Origin of the sequence: Sphingopyxis sp., from assembly GCF_035250425.1 — a bacterium.
In the GTDB taxonomy this organism is placed as follows: Bacteria; Pseudomonadota; Alphaproteobacteria; order Sphingomonadales; family Sphingomonadaceae; genus Sphingopyxis.
The window spans coordinates 1-16,652 of record NZ_DATFFD010000275.1 but is presented as its reverse complement, the minus strand read 5'-3'; the positions used below and the strand labels follow the sequence as shown (position 1 = coordinate 16,652).

Genomic DNA, 16,652 nt, shown 5'->3' with positions numbered 1-16,652 from the left:
GGATTTTTTATGCTGACCGTTGAAACCCACGCCGCGACGCCGTGGCCCGATGCGCTCGACTGGGAGGTGCGGGCAGGGGAGGCGGTCGCCGCCGCGCTCGCGCTGACGCCCTATGCCGAGCTTGCCGACGCCGCGCCGCTCGTCGAAGTCTCGGTGCGGCTGACCGACGATGCGGAGGTGCATAGGCTCAACCGCGATTTCCGGGGCAAGGACAAGCCGACCAACGTCCTCTCCTTTCCGCAGGTGCAGGATGATTTGCTCGAAAGCCTCGCGAACAGCGACGATGGCGAAATCCTGCTCGGCGACATCGTGCTCGCGCGCGAAACCTGCGCGCGCGAGGCGGAAGAGAAGGGGATTTCGATTCCCGAACACGCGACGCACCTGATCGTCCACGGCACGCTGCATCTCGTCGGTTACGACCATATGGACGATCACGCGGCCGCCGCGATGGAGGCGCTCGAGATGAAAGCGCTTGCATCGCTGGGCATCGCCAATCCATATGCGGATCAGGATTAACAGGGAAACGCTGCACGCATGTCCGACGACCAGGGATCTTCGAACCGATCGGAAGAGGACAGTAGCAGACCCGGACTGCTGTCCGGGCTGAAGAATCTGTTGTTCGGCGGCGACAAGGAACCGTCGCTGCGCGAGCAGATCGAAGAGGTCATCGACGAGGCCGAGGAAGAGGGGCCGGAACGGCGCGGCAGCAGCGTCGTCGGCGACCTGTCGCAGACCGAGCGCAAGATGCTGCGCAACCTGCTGCATTTCGGAGAGCAGACCGTCGACGATGTCGCGGTGCCGCGCGCCGACATCATCGCCATCCCCGAAAGCGCGAGCTTTACCGAGGTCGTCGCCCAATTCGCCGAAGCCGGGCACAGCCGCCTGCCGGTGTACCGCGAGAATCTGGACGAGGTCGTCGGCATGATCCACGTCAAGGACGTGTTCGCGGTGCTCGCCGAGGGGCGCACCCCGCCGCCCTTGCTCGACCTCATCCGCCAGCCGCTTTACGTCCCGCAATCGATGGGCGTGCTCGACCTCCTCGCCGAGATGCGCGCGAAGCGCACCCACCTTGCCATCGTCATCGACGAATATTCGGGCACCGAAGGGCTGCTGACGATCGAGGATCTGGTCGAGGAAATCGTCGGCGAGATCGAGGACGAGCATGACGACGAGCCGACCGCGCTGTTCGCGCCGGGCGAGGGCGGCCGTTGGGAAGCCGACGCGCGCGCCGAACTCGACGATGTCGGCGAGGCGATCGACCCGCGGCTCGCCGAGGTCGACGAAGACGTCGACACGCTGGGCGGCCTCGCCGCGGTGCTCGCGGGCCATGTCCCCGAGGTCGGCGAAATCCTCGTCCATCCGAGCGGCTGGCGCATCGAGGTGACCGAGGCCGACGAGCGCCGCGTCCACCGCCTGCGGCTCCATCCGCCGGTGGTGGTCGATCTGGAAGCGCCGTCGGAAACCGGGGACTAGGCGCCCCGGCTAATCCGGGTCGATATTGACCACATTATATTTCAACGCCTCTTTCCTCGTCAGGCATCGGCGCGTCGACCGGTCACTTGCGGTCGCGATCGTTTTCTGCCGGTACATGATGTCGGACAGCAGGTCGCGCGAGACGTCGAGGCGGATCAGCAGGTCATTGTCCTCGGTCGCCATCAGCGCCGCCTCGCGCTCGACGTCGCTGATCAATTCGGTGGTGGACTCGGCGCCCAGCGCGACGCTCGACTGAATGGCGTTCTTGTCGCCGGTCATCGTGAACATATGGACCATGAAATAGCCGCCGGGGTCGATCGTGCGGGCGCGGCCCCCCATGAAGACGAAATTGCAGGCGCTGAAACAGGTCCATCCCGACGGAATGCGCGTCACCATCTGACGCTCCTTGCTGAACTTGCGGATCAGCAATCCCGCCGCATTGCCGGCGCGGGCATCGCCGCCGGGCGAGCGGATCCAGATTTCGCTGATCGACGGATTGTCCGTCAGCACCTTTTCGAGCCGCGCCGGAAGCTCGCTGTCGACGCGGCCCTCGGCCAGCAGCACGGTTTCGCCGCTGCGCTGGAACGGGGTCAGCACCATGGTCTTATAGTCCGACCAGCTGGGCTTGGCGGGGCAGGTCGGGTTGTCGGGGTCCATGCCGGGCGGCGTCGCGGCGGTGCATAGGAGCGTCGCGGCAAGCGCGGTGACCGATTTGATCCAATGGTTCATACGATCATCCCCACATAAGGCGGATCCCTAACCGCGGACGCGATCATGCTATGTCATCGCCACGGCCAAAACAATATCACGGCATGGGCATTTGGCGGTGTGATCCGCGTCATTGACCCCGCTTGTGAGGCCGTCCATTCGGGCCTAGCCTTGGATACAGGGATGGGAGTCAGACATGCTGGCAAAGCTGCGATATCGGTCGGGGGTCGGCGCCATCTTTTTGGTGCTGCTGTCGAGCAGCGCCGTGGCCGCAGCCTGGCAGAGCGCACCGAGCGAAGGCGACAAGGCCTTTGTCCCTGCGCCGGTCGCCGAACCGGCACTACCCGCGCTTCCCGAACGCCCCGCGCTCGACACCCGCAGCTATCCCAAATGCCGCGAGGATTATAGGAAGATCGATGCGCCGTTCGATAAGGCGGCGGCGATCAACCGCTGCACGGTGGCGATCGACACATATTATACGCAGAAGATGCTTCCGTATCGCGAGGCGATGATCGCCTATCAAAACGCGCTGTCCTCGCTTTATACGGCCAGGGTCGGCGGCAATATGCGCTATTCCCCGGCGACCCAGGACCGCTTCTACAAGAGCATCATGGCGGAACACGCCGCCTCCGGCCCCGAGGGCGCGAACCTCGCCGCATATCGCGGGCTCGAGGCGCAGTATCAGACCGATCGCGCCTATCTCGCCGACCGCTTCTGCTTCAACACCGGCTGCAACGGCTATCCGGTTCCCGCCGCTGGCGTCAAAGTCGCCGCGCCCGAAGCCGCAGGGAAGGCGCCCAAAAAGAAAGGCGACGAGGCGAAGCGCGCCAGCAGCGACGCCGCCGATCCGAAATGCAAGCGCGCGCGCAAGCGTGGCGGCGCGCTGGGCGGGCTGCTCGGCGGTGTCGCGGGCAGTGCCGTCGGGCTCAAGGGCGTGGGTACGCTCGTGTCGGGACTGGTCGGCGCGGTGCTCGTCGCCGAAATCGCGTGCCAGCTCGACGAAAAGGAACAGAAAGTCGCCGCCGAGGCGACCGTGGCGGTCACGAAAAAGGAAGAAGTCGGTGCGACCGCCAACTGGACGAGCCCGACGCGTGAAGGCGTGGCGGGATCATCGACGATCACCGCGCTCAACACCGAGCCCAACGGCAGCAAATGCCTGTCGATCACCGACATCGCGATTGTCGAGGGCGAAGAAACGCGCGTGTCGAAACGCATGTGCCGTTCGAAACCGGGCGAACCATATAGTATCATGGCCTGACGGCGGCGTTGCGTTTGCGCCGCGAGGGGATTAGCGCAGGCGCGATGGACGTCTCCGACCTTCGCATCGCCCTGTTCAGCGGCAATTATAACATGACCACCGACGGCGCGAACAAGGCGTTGAACCGTCTGGTCGGCTATCTTCTGGCTCATGGCGCCGCGGTGCGCGTCTATTCGCCGACCGTGGCCCACCCCGCTTTCGAGCCGACGGGCGATCTGGTCAGCGTGCCGTCGATCGCGATTCCGGGCCGCAGCGAATATCGCGTTCCGGTGTCCTTTTCGTCGCGGGTCCGCGAGGATATCGTCAATTTCGCGCCCAATATCGTCCATATCTCCAGCCCCGATCGCGTGGCGCGGCAGGCGGCGGCGTGGGCGCGGCGCCGGCGGCTCCCGGTCGCCTGTTCGGTGCACACGCGCTTCGAAACCTATGTCCGCTATTATAATCTGTCGTTCCTCGAACCGGTGATGGTCGCCTGGCTGCGCAAGCTGTACCGCAAATGCGATGCGCTGATCGCGCCGTCCGAAAGCTTTGCGCAGGTGCTGCGCGAACAGCGGATGAACTATGACATCGGCATCTGGACCCGCGGCGTCGAGCAGGGGGTTTTCAACCCCGGCCGCCGCGACATGGCATGGCGCTGTTCGCTCGGGATCGAGGACGACGTGCCCGCGATCGCCTTCCTCGGCCGGCTGGTGATGGAAAAGGGGCTCGACGTGTTCGCCGACGCGATCGACGTGCTCCAGCGGCGCGGCGTGCCGCACAAGGTGGTCGTGATCGGCGAGGGGCCGGCGGGTGAATGGTTCGAATCGCGCCTGCCGAACGCCAATTTCGTCGGCTTCCAGGGCGGCGCGGATCTCGCGCATGCGCTCGCCTCGTGCGACATTTTCTTCAACCCGTCGGTGACCGAAACCTTCGGCAATGTGACCCTCGAAGCGATGGCGTGCGGCCTGCCCGTCGTCGCGGCGCGCGCGACGGGGAGCGCGAGCATCGTCAAGCATGGTCAGACCGGTTACCTCGTCGCCCCCGGTTCGATCACGGGCTTCGCCGATCATCTCCAGCGCTATTGCCGCGACATCCAGCTGCGCGCCGAACATGGCGCGGCGGCGGCGGAAGAAAGCGGCGCCTATCAATGGGACGCGATCAACCAGGCGGTCGCCGACACCTATGTGCGTCTGATCCGCCAGAAACAGCGGCGCCGGGGCTAGGATCCGTATTCGATGCCAACGGCGTCGAGGTTTGAAGCAAAATGGCTCAGTGCGAGGAGAGAAGGCGCAGTAATATGTCGATATTTCAAGACTTCTCGACGAAGCAATGGGCCATTTTGATCAAATCCCTGCGGGACGCTCAAATGGCTTCCATCTCGGACCGAAAGGCACTTGGAAAGGCAACCAGCCTTCCCGGCGTGTCTTTCGGCCCGAGTTGTTCGCCATTTGGGCGCCTCGACGCCGTTGGCATCGAATACGGATCCTAACGATGGCCGGGGATCTGTTCGGCGAGGATGCGCCTGCGGCGCGGCAAGGCGGCGCCACCGGCCCCGTGCCGCTCGCCGAACGGCTGCGGCCCCGCACGTTGGCCGATGTTGTCGGGCAGGAGCATCTGACCGGCCCCGAAGGGGCGATCGGCCGGATGGTCGCGGCGGGGCAATTGTCGTCGATCATCCTCTGGGGTCCGCCGGGCACAGGCAAGACGACGATCGCGCGGCTGCTCGCCGAAGCCGTGGGCATGCGTTTCGCACCGCTGTCGGCGGTCTTTTCGGGCGTCGCCGACCTCCGGCAAGCCTTCGCCGATGCCGAGAAGATGGCGGCGGCGGGCAAGCGGACCCTGCTTTTCGTCGACGAGATTCATCGCTTCAATCGCGCGCAGCAGGACGGGTTTTTGCCCTACGTCGAGCGCGGCACGGTCGTGCTGGTCGGCGCGACGACCGAAAACCCCAGCTTCGCGCTGAACGCGGCGCTCCTGTCGCGCGCGCAGGTTCTGGTGCTGAATCGCCTGGGCGAAGAGGCGCTGGCGACGCTGGTCGAACGCGCCGAGGCGGAGGTCGGGCGAAGCCTGCCGGTCACCGACGACGCCAAAGCGGCCTTGATCTCGAGCGCCGACGGCGATGGCCGCTTCCTGCTCAACCAGGTCGAGACGCTGTTCGCGACCGCGATCGAAGCGCCGCTCGACCCCGCCGAACTCGCGCAGTTCCTGCATCGCCGCATGCCGGTGTACGACAAGGACCGCGATGGCCATTATAATCTGATCTCGGCGCTGCATAAGGCGCTGCGCGGATCGGACCCGCAGGCGTCGCTCTATTGGCTCGCACGCATGCTGGTGGCGGGCGAGGAGCCGCTCTACGTCCTGCGCCGAATCGTCCGCTTCGCGAGCGAGGATATCGGCCTCGCCGACCCGCAGGCGCTCGTGCAATGTCTCGCCGCCAAGGATGCCTATCAGTTCCTCGGATCGCCCGAAGGCGAACTCGCGATCGTGCAGGCGTGCCTCTATTGCGCGACCGCGCCCAAGTCGAACGCCGCCTATGCTGCACAGAAAGCGGCGTGGGCCGCGGCGCGCGAAACCGGCAGCCTCGCGCCGCCCGCCAATATCCTCAACGCCCCGACCAAGCTGATGAAAGACTTGGGTTATGGCGAGGGCTATAGCTATGATCATGACGCGCCCGATGGCTTTTCGGGCGACAATTATTGGCCCGACGGCATGGCGCCGGTCGACCTCTATCGCCCGGTCGACCGCGGCTTCGAAAAACGCATCGCCGAACGCCTCGCCTGGTGGGACGAGAGGCGCCGCGCGAAGGACTGACACTGGGGTCTTTCCGAGCCTTGCTCCGTGTGCCGCGAGGGTATAATTTCGCCCCGTCGGGTCGCGCCGGAACTGGGGTAGTCATTATGGCATTGGCGCTTGTCCTTGCCGCCGCAGCGACACCGATCCTGTCCTGTCCAGGCGGCACTATCGAAACAAAATGCACCGCTGCGGAGGTGACGGCGAAGATCGCGCTGACGCGTGCGCGCGTCACCAATATCGCGCAGCGATGCCTCTATGACTTCGGCGGGAAATGCAGCGTCGAAGCGAGCGGACGGATCAACGGCCGCGATCCCGGCACCAGCTTGCTCTGGCAGAAAATGCTCCTCGCGCCGCAGGGCGGGCCGCGGGCGCGGATGCTGGTGCTGCTGTCGCAGGACAAGGCGGGGAAGGCGGCGCTCGCGGGGTTCGCCGAAAGCTCGGGGTCGATCGGCACGCCCGATCTGGTGGTGGACGATGGCAAGCGCCGGATGATCCATGTCGGCGGCACGCTCGCCGGCAGCGGCGGTGGCAACGCCGATGCGCTGTTCGTCAGCGAGGCCGCCGCGCCCAGATGGCGCCGCGTCGACCTGTCCGACTGGTCGGCGCAGGGCGGCAAGCTGCTGCCGGCGGGCTATTGGCTGCGGGGGCCGGCAGAATTCGCCTTCGACGAGATGTTCGCCTCGGTGCCTGTCGCGCGCGAAGGCGACGGCGAATGCTGCCCGCGCGGCGGCAACGCCCTCTATGATCTCGACATTCAGGGCGACCGGCTGGTGTTGACGCGCCTTCGCTTCCAGCCCATGCAGCCGTTGGGGCGTGACATAGAGGTCACCGCCGGGACATTGGAAGACTGATCTGCACCGGCATATGGCGCTGACATTCGACAGTTGGGACGATGTGGTCGCGTTCGCGTGCGCGCTTCCCGACGTCGAAATGCTTTCCTTTTACGGAACCCCGTGCCCAAGCTCAATGGCAAGGCGCTCGCCTCGCCGGGCCGCGAGCCCGGCAGTTTCGCCGTGATGTGCAAGCCCGACGAAAAGGAAATCCTGCTTGAAACCGATCCCGACACCTTCTGGCAAACGCCCCATTATGAAGGCTGGCACGCGCTGCTCGTCCGCTTCGGATCGGATGACCCCGATCGCGTCGCCGATGTCCTCCGCCGGGCCTGGTGGGACTGCGCGAAAAAGGCGCAGCGCCAGGCTTTCGGCGATCGCCCCTGACCTGCTGCGCGTCCTTGGCGCCGTGCTGCTCGCCGGTGCCGTGCCCGCGGCGGCGCAGGCGCCGAAACCCAATGCCGAGCTGAACCGCGCATGGGCGGCAGGCTATCGCGCGGCCTTTGTCTGTTCGTCGCTGTGGAACGGCGCGGGCAAGCCGATCGAGGCGATCGAGCGTGACGAGCTCACGGGCATCTATCCCGAGATCGAGGCCGACGTCCGCGCACTCAAGGCCGACATCGACGCCGGGGCGAAGCGGGTTAGCGTGCGGTATCGCGACGACATGCCGCCGCGGATCGCGGAATGGAGCGGGCGCGAAGGCTGCGTCACCCTGCCGATCGGTGCGCAGCCGGCGATGGCGCCTCAGGCGGATCGCCGTCCCGATCTCGACGCGCAGCGTTGGCCGATCGGCGACAAGGACGCGCGCGCGCCGACACCCAGGGGACTGAACCGGTTCGACCAGGTGGCGACGAATGTCGCGAGCTTCGGCGGTCGGTCCAGCTCGCTGCTGATCGTCAAGAACGGCCGGATCGTGCTCGAATATTATTGGGGCGGGCACGATGTCCACACTGCGCAACGCACTTTCTCGGTCGCCAAGTCGATGGCTGCGACATTGATCGGCCATGCGGTGCAGCAAGGCTCGATCGACGTGACGAAGCCGGCGTCGATTGCTGAATGGCAGTCGCCCGGCGACCCGCGCGCGGCGATCACCACCGAGCAGCTGATGCGCATGGCGAGCGGCCTCACCAGCGATACCGCGGGCAATCGCAGCGATGCCGTCTATATGGGCGGCGCTTCGGTGCGCCAGTGGACGACGCAATGGCCGCTGCTCAATCCGCCGAACACGCGCTATCGCTATGCCAACAATGACACGTTGCTTGCGACATTGTCGCTGAAGGCCGCGCTGCAAAAGGCGGGGACGCCGCTCGATCCCGCCGCCTTCTTCGACCGGCTCGGCATGACGCGCACCTTCGCCGAACATGACAAGGACGGTGATTACATCTTGTCGAGCCAGGTGTGGACGACCGCGCGCGACCTCGCGCGGCTGGGCCTTCTCTATGAAAACGACGGGATGTGGCAGGGCGAGCGCCTGCTTCCCGCCGACTGGCGCGGCTTCGTCACGACGCCGAGCGGGCCGCAGCCCGACGGCGCGTTCGGCTATGGCGCGGGCTTCTGGCTGCTCAACAAATCGGAGGGCATCCCCGCCGACGCCTTCGGCGGCTTCGGCAATCGCGGCCAATATCTGGTCGTCATCCCGTCGCGCGCGCTGGTGATCGTGCGGCAGGGCTATGACGACGACAAGAACCGGCTCGACATCGCGGCGCTCGTGAAAGCGATCGTCGCCGCCGATAGCTGATCATTCGAAAGGCGGGTAACGCTCGAACGCCGGCAGGCTATCGAGCTTCTCCATCCAGCCGACGCGTTCGGCGGTCTGAATCTGCGCCTGCGCGGGGATCGCGTCGGGATCGTCGAGCGTTGCGGTCTGCACGTCGATCTGGCCCGGAAAGATCGCGTCGTTCGTATAGAAGAGCCCGGATCCGCAATCGCCGCAGAAGTGGCGGCGGCCATGCTCGGACGAGGCGTAGATTTTCGCGGTGCCATCGATCTCGATTTCATCGTTTCCGACGAGCGCCCAGCCGACGAGCGGCGCGCCCGAATGGCGGCGGCAGTCGCTGCAATGACACAGAGCATGATGCTGGACCGCGGTGGTCATCGAATAGCGGATCGCGCCGCAATGGCATTGGCCACTGGCACGGGGTGCTTGCTCGCTCATCGCTCTCTCCTCGTGGAATCGAATGGGGAACATAACATAAACATATGCGCCGTGACAATGGCGGTTCCGGCGGGTGTTAGCGGGATATTAACCACAAGCTTCTAGGCCGCTGAGACACGGATTTTGGGGAACTTCCATGGATCAGAGCGGACCAGGCGAGCGGACATCGGGCCGGAGGGCGGCACGATGAAGCTGGTCATCCAGATTCCCTGCCTGAACGAGGCCGAGGACCTTCCGGGGACGCTCGCCGCACTGCCTCGCAAGATCGACGGCGTCGACACGATTGAGATATTGGTGATCGACGATGGCAGCACCGACAATACCGCGCAGGTCGCGCGCATGTGGGGCGTGCATCATGTCGTGCGCCACCGCACCAATCGCGGTCTTGCCGCAGCGTTCCGCTCGGGCATCGATGCGGCGCTCGCCGCCGGCGCCGACATCATCGTCAACACCGACGCCGACGGGCAATATGTCGGCGAAGACATCGCCCGGATCGTCGCGCCGGTCCTTGATGGGCGCGCCGATATCGTCGTTGGCGACCGGGGCGTCGGCGACAATGAACATTTCGGTCCGGTCAAGCGTCGGCTGCAGGAATTGGGCAGTGCGATCGTCCAGCGGCTCGCCAATGTGCATGTCTCGGACGCGGTCAGCGGCTTTCGCGCGATCAGCCGCGACGCGGCGCAGCGCATCAACATCACCACCGAGTTCAGCTATACGACCGACATGCTGATCCAGGCGGGTCGCAAGCGGCTGTCGATCCTGAGCGTGCCGATCCGCACCAACGCAACGCTGCGCCCGTCGCGCCTGTTCAAATCGATCCCGCGCTTCATCGTCAACACCGGCATCACGATGGCGCGCGCCTATACGACCTATAACCCGCTGCGCGCCTTTGTCGGGCTCGGTCTTGCGATTGCCTTTATCGGCATTGTGCCGATCATCCGCTTCCTGATCTTCTACCTGCAGGGTGCCGGCGACGGCCATGTCCAGTCGCTGGTGATCGGCGGGGCTTTGCTCGTCCTTGGCGTCATGGTGGCGGTGATGGGCGTGCTCGCCGACCTGATCGCCGCGAACCGCAAGCTGATCGAGGCGAGCCTTGTTCGGCTGCGGCAGATCGAAGAGCGGCTGCCCGCCGCTCCCGAAGTGCAAGAACCCGTTGCCAGAGCCCGCCGGAAAGGCGCCGCGTGACATCCGCCGCGGCCGGCGCACCTGCCGGAAAAGCCAAGTTCCCGGACGCCAGTTCGATATTCTGGCCGCTCGCCGGGATCGTCCTGGCGCTGGCAGGGCATCTCTACCTTGCGCTGACGCGCGCGATCAACTGGGACGAATATTATCACTACAGCCAGGTGCAGAAGCTCGCGCAGGGCACGCTGACCGAACCGCTGCAGACGCTCTACACGCGCGCCTTTGTCTGGGTGGTCGACCTTCCGGGCGTCGCCGTCGATCATATCGTCGCGATCCGGATATTCATGTTCCTGTGCGTCATCGTCGTTACTGCGGCGATTTTTGGCACGGCGTCGCGTTTCGTCGGGCGCGTGCCCGCGGCCTTCTGCGCGCTTATCTATCTCGCTGCCGGATATGTGCTTCAACACGGCACTTCCTTCCGCTTCGACGCACCCGCCGCGGCGCTGCTGATGACGGGGGCGTGGATATTGCTGCGCTTTCGATTGAACACCGGACCCATCTTAGTCGTGGGTCTGCTCGCGGGTCTGTCGGCGATGCTGACGATCAAGACGATACTTTATACCCCGGTATTCTTCGGCATCGCCTGGCTGCTCTGGTCGGAGGCCGACAACAAGCGGTCCCTGCTGCTCCAGCTGGCGGGTGTCGGTGCGGCCGCGCTCGGCTCCTTTGCGCTGATCTACCTGGCGCACGCCAGCAGCCTTGCCGGCAACAGCGACGTCGAGGCGATGAAGGTCGTCTCGCGCGCGGGCGGCAAGATGTTCCACTTCGGCTATGTGACCTATTGGCTGTCGCTGGTGAAAGGGGTGCAGCTGTCGCTGGTGCTGTCGCTGGTCATATTGGCGTTCCCGGCCGTTGTCTGGAAGGCGGCGCTGTCAAAGCCTGAAAAGTGGGCGCTGACTGGATTCTATCTGCCGATCCTGACGCTGTTCTTCTATCACAACACCGCGCCCTATTTTTACGTCTATATGCTGCCGCCCGTCACTGTCGCGTGCGGCGTGGTGCTGGCGTCACTGGTCGCGCGTTATCGTTCGATATCTGTCGCGGCGCTTTTGCTGCTGGGCGGCGGGTTCGTTTTTTACAACGAGCCGCCGAACACGATCGAACGCCAGCGGCAGATCTTGCGTGTCGCCGATGACATGTTCCCGGGCGGCGTCGCCTATTTCGACAGCTGCGCGATGCTGGGACGCTTCCCGAAAGCCAATGTGTTCATGACGCCATGGGGGATCGATCAGTATCTGCTGGGCGGCTTTCCCAGCCTCGAAGAAACCATGGCGTCCAAGCCGGTGCCCTTGATGGTGAACGACGATTATATGTTCGAGGACGCGCTGAACGGCAAAGACCCCGTGCCGGCCTTCCTTCCCGGCGATCTTGCCGCGATCCGCGATACCTTCGTGCATCTGTGGGGACCGTTCTGGATCGCGGGCGAAGATATTCCGGCCCGTGCAAGCGGCCATGCGTTCAAGGTTCGCGTGCCCGGCTATTACACCGTGCGCGGCTCTAGCGTCACGATCGGCGATCGCGAAGTTGCGCCCGGGCAATTCGTCCATCTCGATCGCGGCGTCTATCGTGCTTCGACGGCCGGCGCCAACGGCGCGCGGCTGGTCTGGGGCAAGGATATCAATATCCCGGCGCAGCCCGATACGGGCGGGCCGCTATTCATGCCGTTCTAAAATCGACGATTAGTTGCGGCGGCGTCCGAGTGTGACGAGGCCAAATCCCACATCGCCGGCGATTGACGACGCGCGGAGCGCCAGCGTTGCGGCCATCAGGCCGGCGGCCGGCACACTGGCGCCCGCGAGAGCGAGAAGCGCCGCTTCGCGAACGCCGATCCCGCCGGGCGCCACCGGCACGACAAAGCCCGCAAGCCAGGCAAGCAGGAACAGCGCGGCGAAATGGGCGAGGCTTGCTCCCGTGGGCAGGACCGCAGCGCCGATCAGCGCCGCCGCAAGCGCGAAGGCGCCAAAAGCGAGAATTTGAAAGGCCAGCGCGGTCAAGAGCGGCCGCCGCGCGGCGAGCGCGGCGCCGACGACGAGGGCCGCCGCCACAACTGCAACGACGGGCGCGCGTTCAAAGGTCAGGCAGGCGGCGGCAACCGACATGCTGCTCACCAGATGCAGACCGACCTCGACGACCACCGACCTGGCGAGCAGCTTGTGCTCGATCCCCGTCTTTGCGCCCTCGACCTGGCGGCTGACATATTGGAATATCGATCCCGGCAGATATTTCATCAGCACGCCGCGGGCATAGATGCGCGCCATGTCGCGGGGCGGAAGGCTATTCCCGGGATCGACGACCGCGGTCCATGCGCGAGCCAGCGCGCGATCGGCGGCCGCAAACAGCAAGGGCGCGCCGATCATGGCGCTGGCGAGCCCCCACGAGGCGTGCGGCTGGAGCGTCGACCAGTCGAGGCGCCACAGCCGCTCGCCGATAAAGGCGATGCTGCCCGCCAGCGCCGCGCCGCCGACCCACCGTCCGATCCGTTCGAACGACGGCCGGCGCCGGGCCAGGACGGCGTCAGCCATAAAGGATGCTGGTGAAATCGGGGTAGGGGACGCAATAGGAGCGGCCGAAATAGCGGCGCTCCTTGAGCCCGCAGTTTTCGATCGCGCTGCGATAGCGGCGGCGGCCGCTGTCATCGAGCAGGATGATGCCGCCGGGCGCCAGATGCCGGATCGCGCGCGCGAGACATTCGGTACGGCGGCGCCCGTCGACGACGATCAAGTCGAACGGACCGTCCGCCGCGTCGATCGCGCCGATGTAGGCGTCGCCTTCGAGTTCGCGATGGCGCAGCTCGACATTCGGGAAACGGGCAACCTCTTTGGTCAGGCGCTGATGCCATTCGGCATGATGTTCGACCGACACGACAGCGGCGGCATGGCGTGCGAGCCAGATGGTGCTGGCGCCCGCGCCATATTCGAACACGCGCGCTTTGGGCCGTGCCCGGAGAAACTCTGCGACTTCGCGCGTCGCTGCGACGTTCCACCACGGAAGGCCCAGCGCGATCATCCGTTCGATGTCGTGGATTGCCAAAAGCGATGCTGACCAGCGGAACCAGCCATATTCGTCGCTGTGCCGCGCATCCTCGGCAAGCTTTTCCATCGGACCAAGGTTTGCGATCGTGTGCATCACCCCGGCGTAAGACCGTTTGACCAACTGCATCATCTTCTCCAGCCTCCCGAACGGGTGCAAGAGTGTATTAACCAAAACATCCCTGTTGAAAGGTTAATTTCGGGCGAAAATCAGCTTAATCGCCCAGATCGACCTGATGCTGCTGCGCCCATGCCTGATACTGGCCACGCGGGTCGGATGACGGCTGGGCCAGGATTGCCGCCATGTCAGCGCGCAGCGCGCCGAGGTCGAGCGAGCGGATCATCGCCTTCACCGGGCCGACGCCCGCCGGGGTGATCGACAGCCGCTCGATCCCGAGGCCGAGCAGCGCCATCGCCTCCAGCGGGCGACCGCCCATTTCGCCGCATACGCCGAGCGCCACCTTCGACCCCGACACCGTGCGGACGACCCGCGCGAGATAGCGCATGACGATCGGCGACAACCAGTCATAGCGTTCGGCGAGCCGCGGGTGGGCGCGGTCGGCGGCGAACAGGAACTGCGTCAGGTCGTTGGTGCCGACCGACAGGAAGTCGAGGTGCGGGAGCATCAGGTCGAGCGTTTCGAGCAGGCCGGGAACTTCGAGCATCGCGCCATAGCGGATCGCGACGGGCAATTTCTTGTTGTGGCTCGCAAGCCACGCCCGCTGGCCGACGAACAGGTTACGCGCGGCTTCATATTCCCAAGGCTCGGACACCATCGGGAACATGACGTTGAGCGTGCGGCCGGCGGCCGCCTCCATCAGCGCGCGCGCCTGGACCTTCAGCAGGCCTTCGCGCTCGAGCGCGAGGCGCAGCGCCCGCCAGCCCATCGCCGGATTTTCTTCCTGCGCGCTGCCCTCGACATTCATATAAGGCAGCGCCTTGTCGCCGCCGATGTCGACGGTGCGGAAGATCACCGGCCGGTCGCCCGCCGCGTCAAGCACGTCGCGATACAGCCGCTGCTGGCGGTCGCGCGAGGGCAAGGTCGCCGATACGAGGAACTGGAATTCGGTGCGGAACAGCCCGATCCCGCGCGCACCCGTCAGGTCGAGCGCGGCGACGTCTTCGCGCAGGCCCGCGTTGATCATCAGCTCGATCGGCACGCCATCCTTGGTGACCGCGGGCAGGTCGCGCAGCGAGGCGAGGTTGGCGCGGCGCTTTTGCGAAATCTCCAGCTTGGCGTCGAACGCATCCTGCACCGCCTGCGTGGGGCGGACGTGCAACTGGCCCGCGGTGGCGTCGAGCAGCAACAGATCGCCTTCGCGGATCGAGGCGCGCACGTCGCTGACGCGACCGATCACGGGCACCCCCATCGCGCGCGCGACGATGATGACGTGCGCCGTCAATGACCCTTCCTCGAGCACAACGCCCTTCAGGCGGCGGCGGTCATATTCGAGCAGCTCGGCAGGGCCGAGGTTGCGCGCGATCAGGATCGAATCGTGCCGAAGCCCCATTTGCGCCGCGGTGCCCATCTGCCCCGACACGATGCGGATCAGCCGGTTCGACAAATCTTCGAGGTCGTGCATGCGGTCGCGCAGCAGCGGGTCGTCGATCTGGCGCATCCGCATCCGCGTGCGTTGCTGGACACGTTCTATTGCCGCCTCGGCGGTCAGGCCGCTGTCGATCGCCTCGTTGATGCGCCGCGACCAACCCTCGTCATAGGCGAACATCTTGTAGGTCTCGATGACCTCCTCATGCTCGCCGCCGACGCCGAAATCGGCCGAGCTTGCCATACGGTCGATCTGCTCGCGCATCTTGTCGAACGCCGCATAGACGCGGTGGCGCTCGGCCTCGGTATCGTCGGCGACGGTGTGCTCGATCGTGATGCGCGGCTGGTGAAACACCGCGACCCCGGCGCCCATGCCGTCGACGAGTTTCTGGCCACCCAGCCGCTGCGCCGACTGGTCGGCCGCGGCGGCATCGGTGCGCGCGGCGGTATCGACCAGGTCGGCGTTGGCGATCAGTTCCGACAGCACCATCGCCACGGTCTGCAGCGTTTCGATCTCGATGTCGTCATACCGCCGCGGATCGCTGTGCTGGACGCACAGCACGCCGACCGCGCGCTCGCGACGGATGATCGGCACGCCGGCAAAGCTGTGGAACAATTCTTCGCCGGTTTCGGGGCGATAGGAAAAGTCGGGGTGCGCGGCGGCTTCGTCGAGGTTCAGCGTCTCGATCTGGTCGGCGATCATGCCGACCAGCCCTTCGCCAAGACCGAGGCGCGTGACGTGCACCGCCTCCTGCTTCAGCCCGCGGGTCGCATAAAGTTCGAGCGTGCCGTCGCGCAGCAGATAGATTGAGCAGACCTCGCTATCGAGGCATTCGCCGATGATGCCGACGACCTGGTTCAGCTTGCCCTGCGCATTGGAGCGCGATGCCATGACCTCGTGCAACCGGGTCAGGATGGTGCGCGCCGACTGGGCGGCCGACGAGGGCGGTGGCGGGGCGTTGGTCATCGCAATCCTGCTAACAGAAGGATGCGGTGCGCGCCAATACCCCGCGCGCGATTGTCGAATTGATTCCTATGCGGTCGGGATCCCGGGTTAGTTGTTGCCCGACGGAACCGTCACGGAAGCGGTCGGGCCGACTGGAGATACTGGTGCCGGGGTAGTCACGATCGCCGGCTTCGGCGCATATTTCGCATCCCACGCGACGGCGTCTACCTGATATTGGGCATAGGCCTGATAAAATTCGTTGAACGGCTCGTCGAGCCGCGCGAGATGCGCGGGTGCCTGTTCGACGAGTTGCGCGGTCGGGGTCGACGACACGACCTGCGCAATCTCGTTGGCGCGGGCGCAGAAGCCGCGCTGCGCCGGCGGCTGGGCGAAATAGTTGAACAGCTGCGTCGAAAGGCGATCGCGCGGCGCGATGCCGTTGTTTTTATATTCCTTGCCGAGCTGGGTGATGACGCTCTTCTCAGTCGATTTGATCACCTTGCCATGCGTCTTGATGATGTTGTTATATGCCGAAATAAGCGTCGTTTCCTCGATCCCGCGACAGCCGATCGCCGCGACGTTGAGGCCGATCTTCAGCTGCCAGAAGGCGCGGTCGCCGGTCACGCCGCTGTTCGCGGTGACGAAGCGTCCGTCGATTCCGCGGCCGGGCAGGATCTGCGTCACGGCAGCGTTGCCTGGCGGCATCGGCCGCGGCGGGATGACGACCGCGACGGGCGGGGGCGGGGGCGGGGG

The 16,652-nt window shown here is 65.4% G+C and carries 16 protein-coding genes; 10 read left to right on the top strand and 6 right to left on the bottom strand.

Translation table 11 applies throughout. The features are described from left to right. Positions 1-9: 9 nt before the first annotated feature. Positions 10-516, top strand: a complete 507-nt coding sequence (gene ybeY / locus VJ811_RS16645; protein WP_324074425.1) for an rRNA maturation RNase YbeY — start codon at positions 10-12, stop codon at positions 514-516. Positions 517-534: 18 nt separating this feature from the next. After that, the gene (locus VJ811_RS16640) at positions 535-1,473 is read left to right on the top strand and encodes a hemolysin family protein (protein WP_324074423.1); all 939 of its coding nucleotides are present in this window, start codon (positions 535-537) and stop codon (positions 1,471-1,473) included. Positions 1,474-1,482: 9 nt separating this feature from the next. Here VJ811_RS16640 and VJ811_RS16635 read toward each other — a convergent pair whose 3' ends face one another. Beyond that, a complete protein-coding gene (locus VJ811_RS16635; protein WP_324074421.1) occupies positions 1,483-2,202 on the bottom strand; it encodes a hypothetical protein in 720 nt (239 codons plus the stop codon). Positions 2,203-2,377: 175 nt separating this feature from the next. Here VJ811_RS16635 and VJ811_RS16630 point away from each other — a divergent pair, with 175 nt between their 5' ends. The 6 genes from VJ811_RS16630 (at position 2,378) to VJ811_RS16605 (ending at position 8,779) form a co-directional block, all read left to right on the top strand. After that, the gene (locus VJ811_RS16630) at positions 2,378-3,439 is read left to right on the top strand and encodes a hypothetical protein (protein ID WP_324074419.1); all 1,062 of its coding nucleotides are present in this window, start codon (positions 2,378-2,380) and stop codon (positions 3,437-3,439) included. Positions 3,440-3,483: 44 nt separating this feature from the next. Beyond that, complete coding sequence (locus VJ811_RS16625; RefSeq protein ID WP_324074417.1) at positions 3,484-4,641, top strand: glycosyltransferase family 1 protein; 1,158 nt, start codon at positions 3,484-3,486, stop codon at positions 4,639-4,641. 268 nt (positions 4,642-4,909) lie between these two features. Continuing rightward, positions 4,910-6,229: a replication-associated recombination protein A gene (locus VJ811_RS16620; RefSeq protein WP_324074415.1), complete on the top strand. Its 1,320-nt coding sequence runs from the start codon at positions 4,910-4,912 to the stop codon at positions 6,227-6,229. Positions 6,230-6,315: 86 nt separating this feature from the next. Continuing rightward, on the top strand, positions 6,316-7,062 hold the full coding sequence (locus tag VJ811_RS16615; protein WP_324074413.1) for a hypothetical protein: 747 nt from the start codon (positions 6,316-6,318) through the stop codon (positions 7,060-7,062). Positions 7,063-7,164: 102 nt separating this feature from the next. After that, the gene (locus VJ811_RS16610) at positions 7,165-7,428 is read left to right on the top strand and encodes a hypothetical protein (protein ID WP_324074411.1); all 264 of its coding nucleotides are present in this window, start codon (positions 7,165-7,167) and stop codon (positions 7,426-7,428) included. A 22-nt stretch (positions 7,429-7,450) separates the two neighbouring features. Further along, the gene (locus VJ811_RS16605; RefSeq protein WP_324074409.1) at positions 7,451-8,779 is read left to right on the top strand and encodes a serine hydrolase; all 1,329 of its coding nucleotides are present in this window, start codon (positions 7,451-7,453) and stop codon (positions 8,777-8,779) included. Here VJ811_RS16605 and VJ811_RS16600 read toward each other — a convergent pair whose 3' ends face one another. Next, positions 8,780-9,196, bottom strand: a complete 417-nt coding sequence (locus VJ811_RS16600; protein WP_324074408.1) for a GFA family protein — start codon at positions 9,194-9,196, stop codon at positions 8,780-8,782. Positions 9,197-9,382: 186 nt separating this feature from the next. Between VJ811_RS16600 and VJ811_RS16595 the strand changes: the two genes are divergently transcribed. Together VJ811_RS16595 and VJ811_RS16590 are read left to right on the top strand one after the other, a co-directional pair. Beyond that, on the top strand, positions 9,383-10,381 hold the full coding sequence (locus VJ811_RS16595) for a glycosyltransferase family 2 protein (RefSeq protein ID WP_324074406.1): 999 nt from the start codon (positions 9,383-9,385) through the stop codon (positions 10,379-10,381). After that, positions 10,378-12,048, top strand: a complete 1,671-nt coding sequence (locus VJ811_RS16590) for an ArnT family glycosyltransferase (RefSeq protein WP_324074404.1) — start codon at positions 10,378-10,380, stop codon at positions 12,046-12,048. Before VJ811_RS16595 ends, VJ811_RS16590 begins: the two co-directional genes overlap by 4 nt. 9 nt (positions 12,049-12,057) lie before the next feature. On the opposite strand, the gene VJ811_RS16585 is transcribed toward VJ811_RS16590, so the two are convergent. The 4 genes from VJ811_RS16585 to VJ811_RS16570 form a co-directional block, all read right to left on the bottom strand. Then, positions 12,058-12,900, bottom strand: coding sequence for a hypothetical protein (locus VJ811_RS16585; protein WP_324074403.1), 843 nt, complete (start codon positions 12,898-12,900; stop codon positions 12,058-12,060). Beyond that, positions 12,893-13,540, bottom strand: a complete 648-nt coding sequence (locus tag VJ811_RS16580; RefSeq protein ID WP_324074401.1) for an O-methyltransferase — start codon at positions 13,538-13,540, stop codon at positions 12,893-12,895. The genes VJ811_RS16585 and VJ811_RS16580 overlap by 8 nt, the downstream gene beginning before the upstream one ends. A gap of 82 nt (positions 13,541-13,622) precedes the next feature. Further along, on the bottom strand, positions 13,623-15,920 hold the full coding sequence (gene ptsP / locus VJ811_RS16575; protein WP_324074399.1) for a phosphoenolpyruvate--protein phosphotransferase: 2,298 nt from the start codon (positions 15,918-15,920) through the stop codon (positions 13,623-13,625). Between the two features lie 87 nt (positions 15,921-16,007). Next, the coding region (locus VJ811_RS16570; RefSeq protein WP_324074397.1) for a hypothetical protein at positions 16,008-16,652 on the bottom strand (645 nt) is incomplete at its 5' end.